The sequence below is a fragment of the Pseudarthrobacter sp. RHLT1-30-1 genome (assembly GCF_059383415.1).
Genome location: NZ_JBWZCG010000003.1, coordinates 146,653 through 164,880, shown reverse-complemented (window position 1 = coordinate 164,880; position 18,228 = coordinate 146,653). Strand labels below are relative to the sequence as shown.

Genomic DNA, 18,228 nt, shown 5'->3' with positions numbered 1-18,228 from the left:
CGAGAATGTTGATTATCGGACCTCCCGGATCCGGCAAGGGAACGCAGGCGGAGCGCATTTCAGAGCGCCTCGGCGTCATTGCGATTTCCACTGGGGACATCTTCCGCGCCAACGTCAAGGGCGAGACCCCGCTTGGCATTGAAGCCAAGAAGTACATGGACGCGGGCGACTTCGTCCCGGACAGCGTGACCAACAAGATGGTCCGCGACCGCCTCAGCGAGGACGACGTCGAGAACGGCTTCCTCCTGGACGGCTACCCGCGCACCACCGCGCAGGTGGACTACCTCGACGGGATCCTGGCCGACGGCGACCAGAAGCTCGACGTCGTCCTGCAGCTCACGGCCGACGACGAGGAACTCGTCACGCGCCTGCTGGGCCGGGCCCAGGAAACCGGACGCACGGACGACAACGAAGCCGTCATCCGGCACCGCCTGGACCTGTACCACGGCCAGACGGAGGCTGTTGTCGCCAAGTACGCCGACCGCGGCATCCTGACCCGCGTCGACGGCATCGGCGGCATCGACGAGGTCACCGACCGCGTCATGCAGGCGATCAAAGAGGCCCAGTCGGCCTGATCGGCTACAGACTTTGAGGCCCCTCCCGGGACATCGGGAGGGGCCTCAGGCATTTGGCCGTCCCTCCCGGGCGGCGCAGCCCCAATGAAAGGAAGTTGCGGATGGCATTCGGCCAGCCACGCATCGAATACAAGACCAACCCCCAGATGCGCGCCATGCAGGCGGCCGGGATCGTGCTCAGCCGCGCCCTCGACGCCGCCGTTGCCGCGGCCGCCCCGGGGAAAACCACCAAGGACCTCGACGCCGTGTTCGCCGCGGTCCTCCAGGACGCCGGCGCCACGTCCAACTTCCTCGGCTACCACGGCTTCCCCGCCACGATCTGCACCTCGGTGAACGAGGAAGTGGTGCACGGCATCCCCGGCGGCCGCGTCCTGCAGGACGGGGACATCCTCTCGATTGACGGCGGCGCGATCCTGGACGGCTGGCACTCCGACTCCGCCCGCACCGTGATCGTGGGCACCGTCGACCCCGAGGACCAGCGGCTCTCCGACGTCACCGAGGCCGCGATGTGGCACGGGATCGCCGCCGTGGCGACGGGCAAGTTCGTCGGCGACATCGGCAACGCCGTGGACGACTACGTCTCCTCCGTGCCCGGCAAGGCCCTGGGCATCCTCGAGGACTACGTGGGCCACGGGATCGGCTCTGAGATGCACATGGCCCCGGACGTGCCGAACTACCGCACCAACCACCGCGGGCCCAAGCTCCGCCCGGGGCTGTGCCTGGCCATCGAACCGATGCTGGTGCGCGGAAGCATTGAAACCGCCGTGCTCGACGACGACTGGACGGTCGTGACGACCGACGGCAAGCGGGCCTCCCAGTGGGAGCACTCCGTCGCGGTCCACGAGAAGGGCATCTGGGTCCTCTCCGCGCCCGACGGCGGAGCCGCGAAACTGGCCCCGCTCGGCGTCGTGCCCGTCCCGATTCCCTGACCGGGCACTCACCGAACGACGAAGCCCCAGCGAAGCCGGAATACCAGCATCGCTAGGGCTTCGTCGTGTGGGCGAACGGCCTGCGCCGGGTCAGCTCTTGAGCTTCGGCTTCACGTCCTTGGTGTAGATGCCCTCCAGCGTGGCCTTGAGCGCCGTCATGGTGGCCTTGACGTCGCCCTGCTGGGTGAGGATGGCCGCGGCGGCCTTGGCCATCTCCTGGTCCGCGCCCGGCAGGAACACCCGGGCGTTGTCCTGGACACGGGTCACGGCGAGCTGGTCCATGGCGGTCTTGATCTGCGGGGTGGCCGCGAGCACGGCGGTCATGTCAGCCGAGGTGCGGGTGGGCATGTAGCCGGTCGCCGCAGAGAACTGCGCGGTGTTTTCGGGTTCCGTCATGAACTTCAGGAACGTGGCGGCCGCGAGCTGGACCTCCTTGCTGACGCCACTCGGGATGCCGAGGCCGGCGCCGCCGGTGGGGCAGACGGGGCTCTCGTTCTTGGGCCCGCCCGGCAGGTAGCCAACGCCCACGTTGAACGTCGCGGACTTCAGCACGCCCAGCAGCGAACCCGTGGAGGAGATCGTGGAGGAGGTGATGCCGGCGGCGAAGTCGTCGGCCGCTTCCTTGGACGAGACCCCGGCCCACTTGTCCTTGAAGATGGAGTCCTGCGCCCACTGCAGTGCCGCGACCGACTCGGCGGAGTCGCAGTTGATGGTCCACTCGTTGGACCAGCTGCCGCCCCAGCCCCACAGGTTGTTCTGCAGCGTCCAGCCCGCGTAACCGGCCAGCGCCGGGTAGATGTACGCGTACTGGGCGCCGGAACTGGCCTTCAGCTTGGGCGCCCACTCGGCAAACTCCTGCCACGTCTTCGGGGCGCGGTCCGGCAGCCCCGCGGCCTTGAAGTGGTCCTTGTTGTAGTAGAAGAGCGGGGTGGAGCGGCCGTAGGGGAGCGCCCACTGCTTCTTCTCGTACTGGTAGTCGGCGATCAGGGACTTCTGGAAGTCATCGACCTTGATGTCCAGCTGCTTGATCAGGCTGTCGAGCGCGATGATGTTGCCGTTGGAGTAGTACCGGAACCACCAGACGTCGGAGAGGACCACGACGCCGGGAAGGCCGGACTTCGCGGCCTGGGAGGTCTGGAACTTCTGCGCGATTTCCTCGTAGTTCGCTCCGGCGGTGACCAGGTTGACCTTGATGTCCGGGAACTTGGCCTGGAACTTCTCGATGATGGCCTTCTCCACGTCCTGGGACTTGCCCGGGTGGTTGGACCAGAAATCGAACGATGCTGCGGGCTTGACGCCGCTGAAATCGATGTCCGCGGCACTGGTGGCGGGAGTGCTGCCCCCGGTGGACGGGCCCCCGCAGGCAGCCAGTGCGGCGGCACCGGCTCCGGCACCTGCCAGTCCCAGGAAATTCCGGCGGTCAAGATTAAATGCCATGGTGGATCCTCTCGATGATGCTGACTCGTTGATTGGTGATGATTGTGTGACTGGGGGAGATAGCGGCGGCGGCGTCACCCGGTGACGCTGCCCTGGGTCAGGCCTGCCACGATGTAGCGCTGCAGGGCGGCGAAGACCAGCAGGATGGGCAGGATCACGAGCACGGCGCCGGCCATCAGAATGCCCCAGCCGGAGCCGTTGCCCTCGGAGTTCTGCAGCAGTGTCAGGCCTACCGGCAGGGTCATCGTCTCGGGGCGGTCCGTGATGATGAGCGGCCAGATGTAGTCATTCCATTCGCTCACGACGACGACGAGCGCGACCGTCGCGATCGACGGCCCGGAGACCGGCGCCACGATCTGCCAGAGACGGCGCCAGTGACCGGCGCCGTCGATCTCGGCCGATTCCAGGATGGAAGCGGGGAGCGTCATGAAGTGCTGGCGCAGCAGGAAGGTGCCGAACGCCGTGCCAAGGCCGGGCAGGATGATGCCCCACAGGGTGTTCTTTCCGCCCATTCCCGCGATCAGGATGTAGTTGGGCAGGATGGACACTTGCGGCGGGACCATCAGGGCCACGAGGATCAGCACAAAGATCACGTTTTTGTAGGGGAACCGGACAAACACCAGGGCGTAGGCGGTCAGGATGGCCAGCAGGACCTTGATGGTGGCGCCCACCCCGGTGACGATCAGGCTGTTCACGAAGAACCGGGCGAACGGCACCGTTGTCATGGCGATGTTGTAGTTCTCAAAGTTCAGGCTTTTGGGCAGGATCTTCAAATCCATCGTGATGATCTCGCCGGGCAGCTTGAACGAGCTCAGCACCATCCACAGCAGGGGCAGGAACACCACGAGCGTGGCCAGGATCAGCGGAACATAGCCGCCCACCACGGTCTGGATCAGGTTTGCGCGGGAGAACGGCCGGTGCCGCTGCAGCGGAATTTCGGGGCGGGCGTCCGGGCCGGAAGCAGGGCCGGCGTTATCGGCCGGGTCGGGGCTGACGGGCGACAGTGTGCTCACGAGTAGTGCACCTTCCGTTCGACGAACCGCAGCTGCAGCACGGTGATGATGAGCAGGATGCCGAACAGGATCACGGAGATTGCCGCCGAGTAGCCGGCCCGGTTGAACGCACCGAAGGCCTGCAGATAGGCCTCGTAGATCAGCGTGCTCGTGCCGTTGCCCAGCGGGGTCATGATCCGGATCAGGTCGAACGCCTGCAGCGAGCTGAGCATCGTGGTGATGAGCAGGAAGAAGGTGGTGGGGGAGAGTAGCGGCATGGACATGTTCAGGAAGCGCCGGAAGCCGTTGGCGCCATCCAGCGACGCGGCTTCCATGACGTCCTGCGGGAGCGACTGCAGCCCGGCAAGGTAGACGACGGCGCAGTAGCCCAGATTCTTCCAGATGTAGACGATCATGACCATGACGAGCGAGAGCTGTGGATCGTTGATCCACTGCGGGCTCTGCTGGCCGATGCCTCGCAGCAGCCAGGACAGCACCCCGTAGCCCGGATCGAAAATAAACAGCCAAACGAGCCCGACGCCGACGCCGCTGAGCACGTAGGGGGCGAAGACTGCTGACCGCGCGAACGTTGTGCCGCGGATCCTGGAGTTCAACGCGAGGGCCACCAGCAGTCCCAGCAGCATGGAACCGCCGACCGTGACGAGCGTGAAAACGGCGGTGGTGCCCAGGACCTTGGTGGCATCCGAACTGGTGAAGAAGGTGACGTAGTTGTCGAAGCCCACCACCGTGGCCGAGGCTGAGCCCAGGGTCCAGTCCAGGGTGGAGTAGTAAATGTTGTTGAAGAGCGGGAGGTACGTGAACACCGCTATCAGGATCAGGTTGGGCAGGGCCAGCGCCAGGAAGACAAAGAAGTCCCGCCGGGTTCTGGCGGACCAGCGGGCGCGCGGGGCCGTGGCAGGTTTGGCCTCAACTGAGTCGCGGGGCGGCCGATCGGTCAATTGTCGGGTCATTCAGGTCTCTTACGGGTCTGTGCCTGCCGTGGCAGGCGGGTGAGCGGGGATACCTTGCTATCACTTCACCACATGGTTTGTGGGCAATACCCCGCACAAGACCCCGGGAGATCTTTGTTGTCCAAGGCTTCGTTGCCCGTTAACGCTGTGTGGGAGCAGTCTCCCATATGCGTTGTCCGGAATACAGACATCTTCGGGCGGTTCGTCAAAACGATGGAGTGGAGGGGGTGCCGGCCGCCGGAGCGCACAATGGGACCATGACTGCGATTACTGACGTGCCGGGACTGAGGGTCGGCCATGCCGGCAGGACGGGCGAGGGGTGGCTGAGCGGCGTGACGGTGGTGCTGCCTCCGGCCGGGACGGTAGGCTCCGTCGATGTCCGTGGCGGCGGCCCCGGAACGCACGAGACTGATGCCCTCGACCCGACGACGCTTTCCCGGACCGTCGACGCCGTCGTGCTCACCGGGGGCAGCGCGTTTGGCCTCGCCGCAGCCCTCGGCGCGCAGCTCTGGTGTGAGGAGAAGGGCCGCGGCTTCGCCGTTCCCGGGGGAGTGGTCCCGATCGTGCCGGCCGCGGCGATCTTTGACCTCGGCCGCGGCGGGGACTTCACCGCCCGGCCGGACGCGGCCATGGGCTACGCGGCCACCGCCGACGCCGCCGCCCGCCCCATCTCGCACGACGTCGAACGCGGCAACGTCGGAGCCGGAACCGGAGCAGCCATCGGCCGCGGCAAATACAAAGGCGGAGTAGGCACAGCCTCCATCACCCTGGACAACGGCGTGGTAGTAGGAGCGTTAGCTGTAGTCAACGCGCTCGGCTTGCCGTACACGGGTTTCGACGAGCACGAGCGGCAGCCGCAGAGGGTTTCGGATCCACCGCCCCCCGCGCTCAACACAACCCTCGTCGTCGTCGCCACCAACGCCGTCCTGGACAAGGCCGAATGCAAGCGCACCGCCTCTGCCGCCCACGCCGGGCTGGCCCGCGCGCTGAACCCGAGCCACACCCTGGCCGACGGGGACACGGTGTTCTGCCTCGCCACGGGCGCGCTGGCCCTGGACCGCAGCAGCGAGACGGCCCGGCAGGTAAGTCTGATTACCCTGCAGAGTGCGGCAGCCGACGTCGTGCGGCAGGCCATCCTCGACGGGATCGCCTCAGCGCAGTCTGTGAGCACGCCGGCGGGCGAATTTGGTGCATACGGAGGCTGAGTACGCTACGCTTGCTGGATTTAACATTCGGGCCGCAATGGCGTAGTGTTGTCTGTTGGTTGTCTGCCCTGTTGTGCCCATTTGTGGCCGGGAGGCATCAGCCAATCAATCAAAAAACGTTCGCGGTGATTTTCGGTGCAAACCGGAGGCTGCGGCAAACAACAGTTAGCGGAGGGTATGGCCAAGAAGGACGGGGTCATTGAGATCGAGGGCGTTGTGACTGAGGCGCTGCCTAACGCGATGTTTCGCGTTGAGCTCACCAACAAGCACGTCGTTCTGGCACACATCTCAGGAAAGATGCGCCAGCACTACATCAGGATTCTCCCTGAGGACCGGGTAGTGGTGGAGCTGAGCCCGTACGACCTGACACGTGGTCGTATCGTCTACCGCTACAAGTAAACACTGGCCGGCCGGGGCAACAGCTCAAGGGCCGGTTCAGCTGACCAACTGCAACACGCAAAGGAACGCCATGAAGGTCAAGCCGAGCGTTAAGCAGATCTGCGAAAAGTGCAAAGTGATCCGCCGTAATGGCCGGGTCATGGTGATCTGCGAGAACCCGCGCCACAAGCAGCGCCAGGGCTAATTTCCCTCACGGGAAATCCTGGGCTGCAAGCCCACGCAAGTAAATAAAGGCAGCACAAGCTGATTTGGGACATATGAGCCCGTACAGCTAACCCCCGGTCGGAGGCTGGGGCCGCACAAAACGTGCGGGTGTACTGCCTACGACCTCCGGTTTATACAAGGAGCACTGCCTCTATGGCTCGTCTCGCTGGCGTAGACATTCCCCGCGAAAAGCGGTTGGAAATTGCGCTTACTTACATCTACGGCGTGGGCAAGACCCGTGCACACGAAACCCTGGCTGCCACCGGCATCAGCGCGGACGTTCGGGTCAAGGACCTGTCCGACGCCGAGCTCGTCCAGCTGCGTGATTACATTGAAGGCAACTACAAGGTTGAGGGTGACCTTCGCCGCGAAGTAGCAGCAGATATCCGCCGCAAGGTTGAAATCGGCAGCTACGAAGGTATTCGCCACCGTAAGGGCCTGCCAGTGCGCGGACAGCGTACGAAGACGAACGCGCGTACCCGCAAGGGCCCGAAGCGCACCGTCGCAGGCAAGAAGAAGACCAGATAGTCCCTGCGGGACTAACCAGGTCTTCCCCCAATAACTTTCTGTAGGAGAAAAAATGCCCCCGAAGACTCGTGGCGCGGTTCGCAAGCCGCGTAAGAAGGACAAGAAGAATATCGCGCTTGGCCAGGCGCACATCAAGAGCACCTTTAACAACACCATCGTTTCCATCACGGATCCGAATGGCGCTGTCATCTCCTGGGCTTCATCCGGTGAGGTTGGCTTCAAGGGCTCACGTAAGTCCACCCCGTTCGCAGCCCAGATGGCCGCCGAAGCCGCCGCAAAGCGTGCGCAGGAGCACGGCATGCGCAAGGTTGACGTATTCGTCAAGGGCCCGGGTTCGGGACGCGAAACGGCTATCCGTTCGCTGCAGGCTGCTGGCCTTGAGGTTGGATCCATCCAGGATGTAACCCCCAGCGCCCACAATGGCTGCCGTCCGCCGAAGCGCCGCCGCGTCTAAGGCTTTCCAGCGCACCGGAGCTTGCCCGGACCCTCACCGGTCCGGGCAAGCCCAGTCGCGTTAAGTCTTCAGACCGATTTTTCCACCACCTGTGTTGCGTCATATAGCGGATGCTCGCCGAAAGGAAACCTAAGTGCTCATTGCACAGCGCCCCACCCTCTCCGAAGAGGTCGTCTCCGAAAACCGCTCACGGTTCATCATTGAACCGCTGGAGCCCGGTTTCGGTTACACGCTCGGAAACTCACTCCGCCGTACCCTGCTCTCCTCCATCCCCGGTGCCTCTGTCACGAGCATCCGGATCGATGGCGTGCTGCACGAGTTCACCACGGTTCCGGGTGTCAAGGAAGATGTCACCGAGATCATCCTGAACATCAAGAACCTGTCGGTCTCCTCCGAGCACGACGAGCCGGTTGTTGCTTACCTGCGCAAGCAGGGCCCGGGAGTCGTCACCGCCGCGGACATCGCTCCGCCGGCCGGCGTCGAATTCCACAACCCGGATCTGCACATTGCCACGCTGAACTCGAAGGGCAAGTTCGAACTCGAACTGACCATCGAGCGCGGCCGCGGCTACGTTTCGGCAGCTCAGAACAAGTCCGGTGACTCCGAGATCGGCCGCATTCCGGTCGACTCGATCTACTCACCGGTCCTGAAGGTTACCTTCCGCGTGGAAGCTACCCGTGTTGAGCAGCGCACTGACTTCGACAAGCTCATTGTCGACGTCGAGACCAAGCAGGCCATCGCCCCGCGCGATGCCGTCGCTTCGGCAGGTACCACCCTGGTGGAACTGTTCGGTCTGGCCCGCGAGCTGAACACCGCAGCTGAAGGTATCGAGATTGGCCCGTCGCCGACGGATGCTGCCCTGGCAGCGGACATGGCACTGCCGATCGAGGATCTGGACCTCACCGTCCGTTCCTACAACTGCCTCAAGCGTGAGGGCATCCACACCGTGGGTGAACTCGTGGCCCGCTCCGAGGCCGACCTCATGGACATCCGTAACTTCGGTGCGAAGTCCATCGATGAGGTCAAGGCAAAGCTGGTTGAACTGGGCCTGTCCCTCAAGGACTCGCCTCCCGGATTTGACCTCGCAGCACGCGCCGCAGCAATTGAAGAGGACGACGCCGCTTTCAGCGACGACGAACTCTAACAAACAGATCTTGGCCCGCGGGCTGATGCACCACGGTGTGCACAGCCCAACGGCTTCCATATGAGGAGAAACTATTATGCCTACCCCCGCTAAGGGTCCGCGCCTCGGAGGCGGAGCAGCTCACGAGCGTCTTATGCTCGCGAACCTGTCCGCCGCACTGTTCGAGCACAAGCGGATCACCACCACGGTGACCAAGGCCAAGCGACTGAAGCCGTACGCCGAGCGCCTGGTGACTTTCGCCAAGCGTGGCGACCTGGCTTCCCGCCGCCGTGTACTCGGCTTGATCAGCGACAAGGGCATCGTCCACGAGCTGTTCACCGACATTGCACAGGCAGTGGAGAACCGCAACGGCGGCTACACCCGCATCACCAAGATCGGCAACCGCAAGGGCGACAACGCTCCCATGGCTGTCATCGAACTGGTTCTCGAGCCGGTTTCCGCCAAGCAGGCAGTCGTAGCCGAGGCTACCTCCGCTGCAAAGCGCGACGCTGAGAAGGCTGCTCCGGCCGCCGAGGAAGCTCCCGTCGAGGCCGAGGTTGTTGAGACCGAAGCTGCTGAGGCCAAGTACGCCGGCTCCAAGCCTGCTGTTGCTGGCGAGGATGCTCCTGAGGGCTTCGCTGTCAAGGGCAACGAGGACTCCATGAAGTTCCACGTTCCGGGCTCCCGCTGGTACGACAACACGGTTGCTGAAGTCTGGTTCGACTCCGCAGAATCGGCAGCTGCTGCTGGCTTCGCCCCTGCCGGCGGCGACGCTGCGCAGGCCGGCGCAGCCGAGTAGTCTGCCCTTCTTTCCGAAGTAGACTTGACGTTATGAACGACCAGAAACCCGTTGCCCCTTTTCGAGGGGGCAACGGGTTTTTGCGTGTCCGGCTCGATCTGGCGTACGACGGCGGACCCTTCAGCGGGTGGGCCGTCCAGCCCGGACGGCGTACCGTCCAGGGCACCCTTGAGGAGGCCCTCGCCTTGCTCATCCGCCGGCCCATTCGGGTGACCGTCGCCGGGCGGACCGATGCCGGCGTGCACGCCCGCGGCCAGGTGGTCCACGTCGACTTCAGCGAGGCGGAGTGGCTGGGCCTCAACCGCGGTGTGGAGCTGGATCCTGCCGTTGCGCTGCTGCGGCGGCTCCGCGGCGCCCTGAGCCGTGGTCTCGGGGACCTGACCGGGGCCATCGAGGTCCACAGGGTCACCCCCGCCCCCGTGGGCTTCGACGCGCGGTTCTCCGCGCTCTGGCGACGGTACAGCTACCGGATCGCGGACGGACCAGCCCGCTGGGACCCGCTCGGCCGCAATGCCACGCTGTGGCACCAGGAACGGCTCGACGTCGGACTGCTCAACGAGGGCGCCTCACAGCTACTGGGACTCCAGGATTTCCGCTCCTACTGCAAGCCGCGGGAAGGCGCCACGACCATCCGGGAACTGCAGCGCTTCGAGTTTTCCCGCGGCGCCGACGGCGTCATCGTCGCCACGGTCCAGGCTGATGCGTTCTGCCACAACATGGTGCGCTCCCTGGTGGGTTCGGCGCTGTTCGTGGGGGCCGGCATCGAGGAGCCCGGGTGGCTGTATCGGCGGCTGCTCGACCGCCAGCGCGATGCGAAGTCGGTGCTCTCGGCCCCGCACCCGCTGGTGCTGGAGGAAGTGGCCTACCCCTCGGCGAGCGGGCTGCTGGCCCGGGCGGAGCTGACGCGGGCAATGCGGCAGTAGCGGAGCCGTTGCCCGAAAACTAGGGCGCCGGAGGGACCGCCCCGGCCGGCAGTTCCACGGTGAAGGTGCTCCCGCGACCCGGACTTGTGCTGACGGAGATAGTGCCGCCGTGCCGTTCGACGATCGCCTTTGTGATGGACAGGCCCAGTCCGGCGCCCGGAATCGGGCCGGCGCTGACCGCGGCGCTGCGGAAGTAACGGGAGAAAGCACGTTCGGCGTCGACGGCCGTCATGCCTATGCCGCTATCCTCCACGTGCAGCAGAACCCGGGTCCCCGCGGTGCCGGCGGAGACGTGGACGGCGCCGCCGTCGGGCGTGTACTTGATGGCGTTGGAGACCAGGTTGTCCAGGACCTGGCTGATCCGCAGCGGATCCACTTCAGCCCAGAGCGGGGCCGGAAGGTCCATGGAGAGCGAGACCCGGGCTGCCTCGGCGTAACCCCGGGCCGAGGCGAGACTGGCCTCGACCAGGCTGGCCAGATCAGTCCGGCGCGGGTGGACATGCAGCGTTGAGTCGGCCGACACCAGGAGGTCCGAGACCATCGCCGACAATCGTTCGGCGTTCCGCTGCGCGACTTCAAGCCAGGTCCTGGCGGAGGGGGACAGCTCGGCTGCCTCGAGGCGGAGCAGATCCAGGTTGCCGATGATGGAAGTCAACGGAGTGCGGAACTCGTGCGAGACGGTGGCGACGAGATGGTCCTTCTCCGTCAGGGCATCGACCAACGCGGTTATCTCCTGGTTAAGCCGGTGTTCGCGCTCGTGGCTGTCGGAAAGGAGGGCGTGGAGTTGGGTTTCCCTGTGCCCGGCCAACCGGGATAGCGCCGGCGGCAGAGCACGGGCGAGTCCCGCAAAGCTGCCTTCCGGGTTTCCTACCCGTTGCTGTTTACTCAATGACGCCGAATCCTTTCCTCGCTACCCCAATTTAACTGTATTCGTCACGTTACCTTGACACAGAATGAACATTTATGGCCACTGCTGTGCCTAAATGCCAATTCGCGCTACTGCGTGGGTATTCTGGCAATACTGGCGCGCTCTGTGTGCGCCGCAGTACCGACGCGGCCGCCATGGGGGTGAATGCCGCTGTGCAAAGGGGAGCCATGACTGACCTGGGAGTCGCAGTCGTTATAGAGGACGATGACGACGTTCGCCACCTGGTCGAAGCCGTGCTGAGCCAGGCGGGATTTGACGTCCACGGCGCGACCAGCGGGCGCGAGGGGGTTGAAGTTGTGCGGAGCCAGAACGCCAGCGTCGTGACCCTGGACATTGGCCTCCACGATATTGACGGATTTGAAGTACTGCGCCGCATCCGGCAGTTCAGTGATGCCTATGTGGTCATGCTGACAGCCAGAGTGGACGAGTTGGACATGCTCACTGCCCTGCACACCGGGGCCGACGATTTCCTGACCAAACCGTTCCGGCCGCGTGAACTCCGTGCCCGGGTGGCTGCGATGATGCGCAGGCCGCGGCTGGATGCCCTTCTAGCGCTCCGGGAGCCAGGGGTGGCGACTGCGAAAAGTACTGTGCTGGCCCAGGACTCGTCGTTTATGCACAACGGCCTAATGTTGAACCCGCATACCCGGTCGGTCACCCTTGCCGGCAAACCCACCAGCCTGACCCGTAGTGAATTCGATCTTCTGCACGCCTTGCTCAAGGGGGCCGGCGCTGTCCGGACTAAGGTGGAACTCGTGCGTGTAGTGCGGGGTGAGTATTACGGCGCGGACGCGTACATCAGTGAATCCGACCAGCGTGCCGTCGAGGTGCATATCGGTAACCTGCGGCGCAAGCTGGGAGAGGATTCCGTGCAGCCGCGTTGGCTTCAGACGGTCCGCGGCGTGGGCTACCGGCTCGCGCCTGCCCTGGACTAACTGTCGCGGAGGCTGAGCTGCAGTTCGTCCACCGTTTCATTTCCACTTTCGGCGACTTCGCGCAGGAGCGACCGCGCGAGGACGGCGCGGCCGGCGCGGATGGCATCTTCAAGTTCGGTGGCGAGCTCGGCCAGGCGGATGCCGCCAACCATCGCCGAGGATGTCTTCAAACTCAGTACCGCGTCCAGAGCCGCGGCCTCGTCGCCGCTCGCGAGGGATGTTGCCAAGGATTGGTAGCGCTTGTCCCACATGTTGGTATAGTCCCTCGCGAATCCCTCGGCCACGGCAGTGCTGTCCAGCTGTGATCCGAGTTCCTGCAGTGCGGCAGGATCCACGAGCGGGGGAGCGGCGTCTGGAGCCGCTGGCCTGGCCAGACCCGCGCGACCGGGAGAAGTGTCAGCGGACAGGCCGCTGATCGTGCCGCCACCGTTTGGTGCTCCGAGTAAGGACATGGGTCCACGGTACTGCCTGCCCCGGTTGATGCTTCAGATTCTGGCAATTTCCTGTGGCAAATTTGTGCTTTCCTTTGTTGCCGCTATTGCCCGCTGAAGGTATCTATCGCGTTGATGACGGCGGGGCCAAGGATGGCAATGAAGAGCACCGGGAAGATAAAAAAGAGCAGGGGAAACAGGATCATGACCGGAAGCTTCATGGCTTTTTCTTCGGCCCGTTGCCGCCGCTTGACACGCATTACCTTGGCCTGGATCCGTAGCACCCTACTGATGGCGATGCCGTAGGTATCTGCCTGGACGACGGCCTGGACAAAGCTGCGCAGTTCAGGGATGCTGGTCCGCTCCGCGAGTGCCAGGTAGGACTCACGGCGGCTCCGGCCCACTTGCATGTCCTGCAGCGTCCGGACGAGCTCCTCGGCGAGCGGCCCCTTGCCGTTCTCTCCGGCGCGGGCCATGGCTCCTTCGAAGCCCAGGCCCGCTTCCACAGAGATAAGCATCTGGTCGAGGGTGTTGGCCAGTTCCATCTGCATGGCCTTCTGCCGCTCCTGGCCCTTGCTGTGGAGCATCAGATCAGGGATGAAGTAGCCCAGCACGACCACAAAGAGGCCCACCGCCTTAATAATGGGCGTTGAACCCGTCGCGCTGATGTACCAGCCCAGCAGCGCACCGGCAAGGCCGAGCAAGGGCTTGGCGGCCAGCACCCGTCCAAGGGGAAGGGAGGTGGGGCGACCCGCCAGGGACAGCAGCGTGTCGAGTTTGCGGACATAGCCGGCCGGCGTGAGACGGTATCCGATCCATTCCAGCACCGAGGTCCGTGGTGCCTCGGTGACCACCGCGGTTTCCGTGCCCGCTGCTAGGAGCTCGCGGATGGCCCGGTGTGACTTCCGGTCGACGGAGAGTGCTGTCCAGACGAGATATCCGAGCGGCAGGGAGACCAGGAGCAGGGCGAGTAGTACCGAGGGGTTCATCGACACCTCAGAACTTCAGATCGATGATCTTGCGCATCCACAGACCGCCGATGGTCATCATGATGAGGGACGCGCCGATCATGATCCAACCCAGCAGGTGAGTGAACATGGAGTTCATATAGCCGGGGTTGGCCACCATGAGCATCGCAACGATGCCGAACGGCATGGCCATCAGGATATATGCGGAGAACTTTCCCTCGGCCGCCAGGGACTTGATGTGGCCCTTGATTTCGCTGCGCTCGCGGATAGTTTCGCCCACCTGGTCCAAGACTTCGGCGAGGTTCCCACCCACTTCCCGGTTGATTTGGATCGCCTGGGCTATCCAGACAAAGTCATCACTCCGCATCCGCTCGGCTGTATCGGTGAGGGACGACTGGAGGTCGCGGCCGAGGCTCGTTTCGGTGATCACCCGTCGCATCTCCTCCGCGGTCGGGCTGAGCGATTCGGATGCTGCTGCGTCAATGGCCCGCAGGATGCTGTGGCCTGCCCTGAGGCCGCCGGAGAGAAGTTGAAGGGTGTCGCCGAGTTGCTGGTCAAACATGACGCGGCGCTTGCCGGTGAGGAAGCCGATCACGAGATGACCCGCCAAAGGTGCCAGCAGGACGAACAGGATTGCCAGCAACGGGCCCGCGACAATGAAGCCTGCCAGTGCGCCGACGAAGGCACCGGCCAGCACCAACACAAAGAAGTCGGACTGGCCCAGCCGCAGGCCCGCGTTTTCGAGTGCCTCCCTGCTGAACAACCGCACCTTTCGCTGCGAGAAGTACCCGTCGACCAGGTGGACCGCCGAGCCGGCGAACCGGGTCAATTGCGAGTCTGCTTGGTTCTGGGCGGGCTGACGCCGGTCCAGCGGCACACCCGCCCTTCGCGGGGCGAGCAAAACGAAACCCAGCAGGAAAAGGGCGACCGAGAACAGGCCAACGCCGAGGGGCAGGATTGTCAAGGTCGGCTCACTGCCTTCCGGCTGGCGCCAGGGGAGCGGCGAATACTGCGGGTGAGACATGGATGCCGAAATCTTCGAATCGGTCGATGAACCGGGGCCGGATGCCGGTGGGGACCGGTTTGCCGAGGAACCGGCCGTGGGCATCGACACCGGCGGAATAGTCGAAGACAAAGGCGTCCTGCAGTGTGACGATGTCCCCTTCCATGCCCTGCACCTCCGTGACATGGGTGATGCGGCGGCTGCCGTCGCGCAGACGGGAGATCTGGATGATCAGGTTGACGGCGGAGGCGATCTGCTCCCGGATGGCGCGGAGCGGCAGGTCCATTCCCGCCATCAGGACCAGGGTCTCCAGGCGGGCGACGGCGTCCCGGGGCGAGTTGGAGTGCACCGTGGACAGCGACCCGTCATGTCCGGTATTCATGGCCTGGAGCATGTCCAGCGACTCCCCGCCACGAACCTCACCGACCACGATCCGGTCCGGGCGCATACGGAGGGAGTTCCGCAGCAGCTCACGGATGGTGACCTCGCCTTTGCCTTCGGTATTGGGCGGCCGGCTTTCCAAGCGGACGACGTGGCGCTGTTGGATTTGGAGCTCGACGGCGTCCTCGATCGTCACGATGCGCTCGTCATGGGGCAGGAACGATGACAGAACGTTGAGCAGTGTGGTCTTGCCGGTGCCGGTGCCGCCGGAGACGATGATGTTGAGCTTCGCCTTGACACAGGCATCAAGGAGCTCCGCCATCTCTGGTGTCAGGGTGCCGAACTCGATGAGGTTTTGGACCGTGAGCGGAACTTTGCTGAATTTTCGGATCGTCAACGAGGAGCCGCCCACCGCGAGCGGCGGAATGACGGCGTTAACGCGGGAACCGTCCTCCAAGCGTGCATCCACAAGCGGAGATGATTCGTCAATGCGGCGTCCCACCTTGGAGACGATGCGCTCGATCACTTTGCGCAGGTGGTCTTCGGAACTGAACCTCGATTCTGTGAGCGTCAGTTTGCCGTGGCGCTCAACGTAAATCTGGTCCATGCCGTTGACCATGATCTCCGTTACGGCGGAATCATCCAGGAGCCGCTGCAACGGTCCGTAGCCCAGCACGTCGTCTGCCACGTCCTGGACCAGCCGGAGGCGTTCCTCGCCGGACAACGGGACCTGTTCAGCGTCGATGATGCGGGTGAGTTCTTCCCGGGCGGAGGAACGCAATTCGTCTTCCGTGAGGGCGGAATCGTTGAAGCGACCGCCCATACGCTCGAACAGGGCCGTGGCCGCGCGTTGCTTGAGGGCAGCGAAGACATCCACCGGCTGCGGGCCAACAGAGCGGTGCGGGTCGGTTTGGTCTTCGAACGTGGGGGCTGCGATCGGGGCGCGCGGCCGTTCCATCGGGGCGGGAGCCTTGAGCAGATTGGGAGGCGCGGCGTGGGCGGTTCGGCCGGGCACCGGAGTGAGCCTGGCCGGGGCAACGGACCCGCCCTCGGCGGCGGCGAGACGTTCAGAAAGCTTCACTGGACCACCACTCTTCGGTGGAGTTTCTTTTTTGCCCTGGCACGCCATGCAGGATCGAACCGTTCAACCAGCTGCCGCAGCCCTTTGACGGCCGGGTCTTTGCGGCTCTCCTGGAGTACCGGGATGCCCCGGTTCGTGGAAAATGCGACGGCCTTGGAGCGCGGAATACTGACGTCTACTGGCGCGCCGATGGTGGCTTCGACATCCTGAACGCTGAGTCCAGATGCGGAATCGGCCAGATTCAGTACAACATGACGTGTATCAGGTTGGAGGTCCAAACGCCGGAGGATTTCGAGGCCGGACCTCAGCCCGCGGATGCTGGGAACATCCATGGCGGTCACCCAGACAATGTCCGTGCACTGCTCCATGGCAGCCAAGCCCACCTCCGGTAACCCGGGGGCAGTGTCCACGATGACGTACTGGAACTGCTCGGCGAGCTGACCGAGGAGGCGCGTCACCTGCTCGGGCGTGATGTTGTCCGCTTCTTCGGGGCTCCTCGGCGCGCAGAGAGCGTAGATATTGCCGGGGTGCACGGTCAGGAACGCTTTAAGGACCAGTGAATCGTGGCTCGCCGCGGCGGAGACCGCATCGGTCACAGTGTGCTCCGGGTGGAGGTACAAGCCCGAGGCGACGTCCCCGAACTGGAGGTCCAGATCCACGATCACAACGCCCATGGGGGCAACCTGACCCAGCCCGATGGCGATGTTGGTGGCAATGGTTGTTTTACCTACTCCGCCTTTGGGCGAGAAGACGCCGATCACCAGACCCTTCGGGGCGTCCGGCTGTTGGACCGCTGCCGACCGGTTCTTGCTGGCAAAGGACTGGCAGGCCCGTTCCAGCATGACCCGGATCTGGGCAGCGTCGGCGTTCGGGCTGAGGATATCCCGGATGCCGGCGCGCATGGCCAGCAGCAGGAAATCGGGGTCCGGTTCGCCCACCAGGATGATGCTGAGCTCAGACAGTTGGACGTCAAAGATCGTGGCCAACCGCAGGGCGTCGTCAACGGGCACATCCGGTCCAAGAATGAGGACTTCGGGACGCTGTTGGTCAAGCTTCGCGAACAACTCCCCGGGATCTGAAGGGTTCACGAAGGGGAAGGTCTGCAGGCCTCCCGGCAGGCTTCCGGCCAGAGCCAGACGCACGCGGGAATCGAAGTCGGCATTGGGCGTGATCAGGACAAAACGGCTCATTTGTACACTTCCGGTTTCGTCATGATTCCAGGGCGGCCGCTGTCCTTGGCCGTGAGCGGCTCCTTGCTCAGCCAGAGGGTGCCGAATTCCAAGCCGTAGACGATTTTGGTGGCGTCCACGTCGGTCACGGCGACCGTCAACAGCAACGATCCGGTGGGCAGCGACGTATCCTCGACCGGGGCCGCTGAGCCGCTGGCAGTGGGCTCGGGCGACGGGGCCGCGCTGGCGGCACGCTGCACTGACGTCACCAGGACCTTGTGGAGTGTCAGCTGCGTCGTCTCCTTGTCCGGCTTCGCCTCGATGCCCCCACCTTTCAACGAGATGAAGATGCCGATGTGGTCCCCGGCTACGAGCCGTCCACCAACTACGCGCTGGGGATCCAGCTGGAACGAGACCTCCTGAAGCCCCTCCGGCACCTGCACGGATCCAGCGGACTGCGCGGTTTCGGGTGCGGTCAGCCGTTCCGCGACGAGTTGCTCACCCGGAAGCAGTTCGACAGCGGTGACTTTGCCGGCGAAGGTGTCGAGACTGCGCAGCGCGGACTTTGCCACCGCGGTGCCCGGAAGCGACTGGGCGGTCAAGAAGGGCAGCAGGCTTTCCACGGCAGTACCGGCCGGTACAGGCTTCGTCACTACCAGGACTTTCAAAGGCTCAAGGGCCTGGACGGCCCTCGCGTCCGCACCGCTGGCGTAGGACACCACCAGAACGGCGCCGATCACGGCCAGGACCACGGCGGCGATCCCGGCTAATAGGCGTGACTTCAAAACTGCTC

General features: G+C 64.3%; 21 protein-coding genes. 11 read left to right on the top strand and 10 right to left on the bottom strand.

Annotation, left to right across the window (positions count from 1 at the left end):
- The first annotated feature begins 5 nt into the window (after positions 1–5).
- A complete protein-coding gene (locus AC50YM_RS04365) occupies positions 6–575 on the top strand; it encodes an adenylate kinase (protein WP_494955796.1) in 570 nt (189 codons plus the stop codon).
- Between the two features lie 101 nt (positions 576–676).
- The gene (gene map, locus AC50YM_RS04360; protein WP_494955761.1) at positions 677–1,504 is read left to right on the top strand and encodes a type I methionyl aminopeptidase; all 828 of its coding nucleotides are present in this window, start codon (positions 677–679) and stop codon (positions 1,502–1,504) included.
- A 90-nt stretch (positions 1,505–1,594) separates the two neighbouring features.
- Here map and AC50YM_RS04355 read toward each other — a convergent pair whose 3' ends face one another.
- The 3 genes from AC50YM_RS04355 to AC50YM_RS04345 form a co-directional block, all read right to left on the bottom strand.
- On the bottom strand, positions 1,595–2,941 hold the full coding sequence (locus AC50YM_RS04355) for an ABC transporter substrate-binding protein (protein ID WP_494955760.1): 1,347 nt from the start codon (positions 2,939–2,941) through the stop codon (positions 1,595–1,597).
- Between the two features lie 74 nt (positions 2,942–3,015).
- On the bottom strand, positions 3,016–3,870 hold the full coding sequence (locus tag AC50YM_RS04350) for a carbohydrate ABC transporter permease (protein WP_494955795.1): 855 nt from the start codon (positions 3,868–3,870) through the stop codon (positions 3,016–3,018).
- An 80-nt stretch (positions 3,871–3,950) separates the two neighbouring features.
- Positions 3,951–4,904, bottom strand: a complete 954-nt coding sequence (locus AC50YM_RS04345; RefSeq protein WP_494955759.1) for a carbohydrate ABC transporter permease — start codon at positions 4,902–4,904, stop codon at positions 3,951–3,953.
- 257 nt (positions 4,905–5,161) lie between these two features.
- On the opposite strand from AC50YM_RS04345, the gene AC50YM_RS04340 reads away from it, so the two are divergent.
- The 8 genes from AC50YM_RS04340 (at position 5,162) to AC50YM_RS04305 (ending at position 10,539) form a co-directional block, all read left to right on the top strand.
- Positions 5,162–6,109 (top strand): P1 family peptidase, encoded by a 948-nt coding sequence (locus tag AC50YM_RS04340; RefSeq protein WP_494955758.1) that lies wholly within the window; start codon positions 5,162–5,164, stop codon positions 6,107–6,109.
- 177 nt (positions 6,110–6,286) lie between these two features.
- Positions 6,287–6,508 (top strand): translation initiation factor IF-1, encoded by a 222-nt coding sequence (infA, locus tag AC50YM_RS04335; RefSeq protein ID WP_011775571.1) that lies wholly within the window; start codon positions 6,287–6,289, stop codon positions 6,506–6,508.
- A gap of 70 nt (positions 6,509–6,578) precedes the next feature.
- Positions 6,579–6,692: a 50S ribosomal protein L36 gene (rpmJ, locus tag AC50YM_RS04330; RefSeq protein ID WP_009358722.1), complete on the top strand. Its 114-nt coding sequence runs from the start codon at positions 6,579–6,581 to the stop codon at positions 6,690–6,692.
- A 173-nt stretch (positions 6,693–6,865) separates the two neighbouring features.
- Positions 6,866–7,240, top strand: coding sequence for a 30S ribosomal protein S13 (gene rpsM, locus AC50YM_RS04325; protein WP_024366110.1), 375 nt, complete (start codon positions 6,866–6,868; stop codon positions 7,238–7,240).
- Positions 7,241–7,292: 52 nt separating this feature from the next.
- Positions 7,293–7,694: a 30S ribosomal protein S11 gene (gene rpsK / locus AC50YM_RS04320; RefSeq protein ID WP_018773682.1), complete on the top strand. Its 402-nt coding sequence runs from the start codon at positions 7,293–7,295 to the stop codon at positions 7,692–7,694.
- Positions 7,695–7,827: 133 nt separating this feature from the next.
- Entirely contained in the window at positions 7,828–8,838 is a 1,011-nt protein-coding gene (locus AC50YM_RS04315) for a DNA-directed RNA polymerase subunit alpha (RefSeq protein ID WP_018773683.1), read from the top strand.
- Between the two features lie 76 nt (positions 8,839–8,914).
- A complete protein-coding gene (gene rplQ, locus AC50YM_RS04310; RefSeq protein WP_494955757.1) occupies positions 8,915–9,616 on the top strand; it encodes a 50S ribosomal protein L17, sunset domain variant in 702 nt (233 codons plus the stop codon).
- Between the two features lie 32 nt (positions 9,617–9,648).
- Positions 9,649–10,539: a tRNA pseudouridine synthase A gene (locus AC50YM_RS04305; protein WP_494955756.1), complete on the top strand. Its 891-nt coding sequence runs from the start codon at positions 9,649–9,651 to the stop codon at positions 10,537–10,539.
- A gap of 19 nt (positions 10,540–10,558) precedes the next feature.
- Here the strand turns inward: AC50YM_RS04305 and AC50YM_RS04300 are convergent, their stop codons facing one another.
- The gene (locus tag AC50YM_RS04300; protein ID WP_494955755.1) at positions 10,559–11,428 is read right to left on the bottom strand and encodes a sensor histidine kinase; all 870 of its coding nucleotides are present in this window, start codon (positions 11,426–11,428) and stop codon (positions 10,559–10,561) included.
- A gap of 206 nt (positions 11,429–11,634) precedes the next feature.
- Here AC50YM_RS04300 and AC50YM_RS04295 point away from each other — a divergent pair, with 206 nt between their 5' ends.
- The gene (locus AC50YM_RS04295; RefSeq protein ID WP_494955754.1) at positions 11,635–12,402 is read left to right on the top strand and encodes a response regulator transcription factor; all 768 of its coding nucleotides are present in this window, start codon (positions 11,635–11,637) and stop codon (positions 12,400–12,402) included.
- On the opposite strand, the gene AC50YM_RS04290 is transcribed toward AC50YM_RS04295, so the two are convergent.
- From AC50YM_RS04290 to cpaB, 6 genes are all read right to left on the bottom strand, one after another.
- A complete protein-coding gene (locus AC50YM_RS04290; RefSeq protein WP_494955753.1) occupies positions 12,399–12,854 on the bottom strand; it encodes an Hpt domain-containing protein in 456 nt (151 codons plus the stop codon). The two genes, AC50YM_RS04295 and AC50YM_RS04290, sit on opposite strands and share 4 nt — an antisense overlap.
- An 83-nt stretch (positions 12,855–12,937) precedes the next feature.
- Positions 12,938–13,822, bottom strand: coding sequence for a type II secretion system F family protein (locus tag AC50YM_RS04285; protein WP_494955752.1), 885 nt, complete (start codon positions 13,820–13,822; stop codon positions 12,938–12,940).
- A 7-nt stretch (positions 13,823–13,829) separates the two neighbouring features.
- Entirely contained in the window at positions 13,830–14,765 is a 936-nt protein-coding gene (locus AC50YM_RS04280) for a type II secretion system F family protein (RefSeq protein WP_494955751.1), read from the bottom strand.
- A gap of 7 nt (positions 14,766–14,772) precedes the next feature.
- Positions 14,773–16,266, bottom strand: a complete 1,494-nt coding sequence (locus AC50YM_RS04275) for a TadA family conjugal transfer-associated ATPase (protein ID WP_494892994.1) — start codon at positions 16,264–16,266, stop codon at positions 14,773–14,775.
- Positions 16,263–17,456: a CpaE/TadZ family protein gene (locus tag AC50YM_RS04270; RefSeq protein WP_494955750.1), complete on the bottom strand. Its 1,194-nt coding sequence runs from the start codon at positions 17,454–17,456 to the stop codon at positions 16,263–16,265. Before AC50YM_RS04270 ends, AC50YM_RS04275 begins: the two co-directional genes overlap by 4 nt.
- Entirely contained in the window at positions 17,453–18,220 is a 768-nt protein-coding gene (gene cpaB, locus AC50YM_RS04265; RefSeq protein WP_494955749.1) for a Flp pilus assembly protein CpaB, read from the bottom strand. Before cpaB ends, AC50YM_RS04270 begins: the two co-directional genes overlap by 4 nt.
- Positions 18,221–18,228 lie beyond the last annotated feature (8 nt).

What these genes read in the sequence shown, in the direction of transcription:
- rplQ (WP_494955757.1), top strand. Translation starts at nt 8,915, where the DNA reads ATGCCTACCCCCGCTAAGGGTCCGCGCCTCGGAGGCGGAGCAGCTCAC.
- AC50YM_RS04295 (WP_494955754.1), top strand. Translation starts at nt 11,635, where the DNA reads ATGACTGACCTGGGAGTCGCAGTCGTTATAGAGGACGATGACGACGTT.
- rpmJ (WP_009358722.1), top strand. Translation starts at nt 6,579, where the DNA reads ATGAAGGTCAAGCCGAGCGTTAAGCAGATCTGCGAAAAGTGCAAAGTG.
- rpsK (WP_018773682.1), top strand. Translation starts at nt 7,293, where the DNA reads ATGCCCCCGAAGACTCGTGGCGCGGTTCGCAAGCCGCGTAAGAAGGAC.
- infA (WP_011775571.1), top strand. Translation starts at nt 6,287, where the DNA reads ATGGCCAAGAAGGACGGGGTCATTGAGATCGAGGGCGTTGTGACTGAG.
- AC50YM_RS04340 (WP_494955758.1), top strand. Translation starts at nt 5,162, where the DNA reads ATGACTGCGATTACTGACGTGCCGGGACTGAGGGTCGGCCATGCCGGC.
- AC50YM_RS04285 (WP_494955752.1), bottom strand. Translation starts at nt 13,822, where the DNA reads ATGAACCCCTCGGTACTACTCGCCCTGCTCCTGGTCTCCCTGCCGCTC.
- AC50YM_RS04305 (WP_494955756.1), top strand. Translation starts at nt 9,649, where the DNA reads ATGAACGACCAGAAACCCGTTGCCCCTTTTCGAGGGGGCAACGGGTTT.
- AC50YM_RS04355 (WP_494955760.1), bottom strand. Translation starts at nt 2,941, where the DNA reads ATGGCATTTAATCTTGACCGCCGGAATTTCCTGGGACTGGCAGGTGCC.
- AC50YM_RS04270 (WP_494955750.1), bottom strand. Translation starts at nt 17,456, where the DNA reads ATGAGCCGTTTTGTCCTGATCACGCCCAATGCCGACTTCGATTCCCGC.
- map (WP_494955761.1), top strand. Translation starts at nt 677, where the DNA reads ATGGCATTCGGCCAGCCACGCATCGAATACAAGACCAACCCCCAGATG.
- AC50YM_RS04290 (WP_494955753.1), bottom strand. Translation starts at nt 12,854, where the DNA reads ATGTCCTTACTCGGAGCACCAAACGGTGGCGGCACGATCAGCGGCCTG.
- rpsM (WP_024366110.1), top strand. Translation starts at nt 6,866, where the DNA reads ATGGCTCGTCTCGCTGGCGTAGACATTCCCCGCGAAAAGCGGTTGGAA.
- AC50YM_RS04345 (WP_494955759.1), bottom strand. Translation starts at nt 4,904, where the DNA reads ATGACCCGACAATTGACCGATCGGCCGCCCCGCGACTCAGTTGAGGCC.
- AC50YM_RS04365 (WP_494955796.1), top strand. Translation starts at nt 6, where the DNA reads ATGTTGATTATCGGACCTCCCGGATCCGGCAAGGGAACGCAGGCGGAG.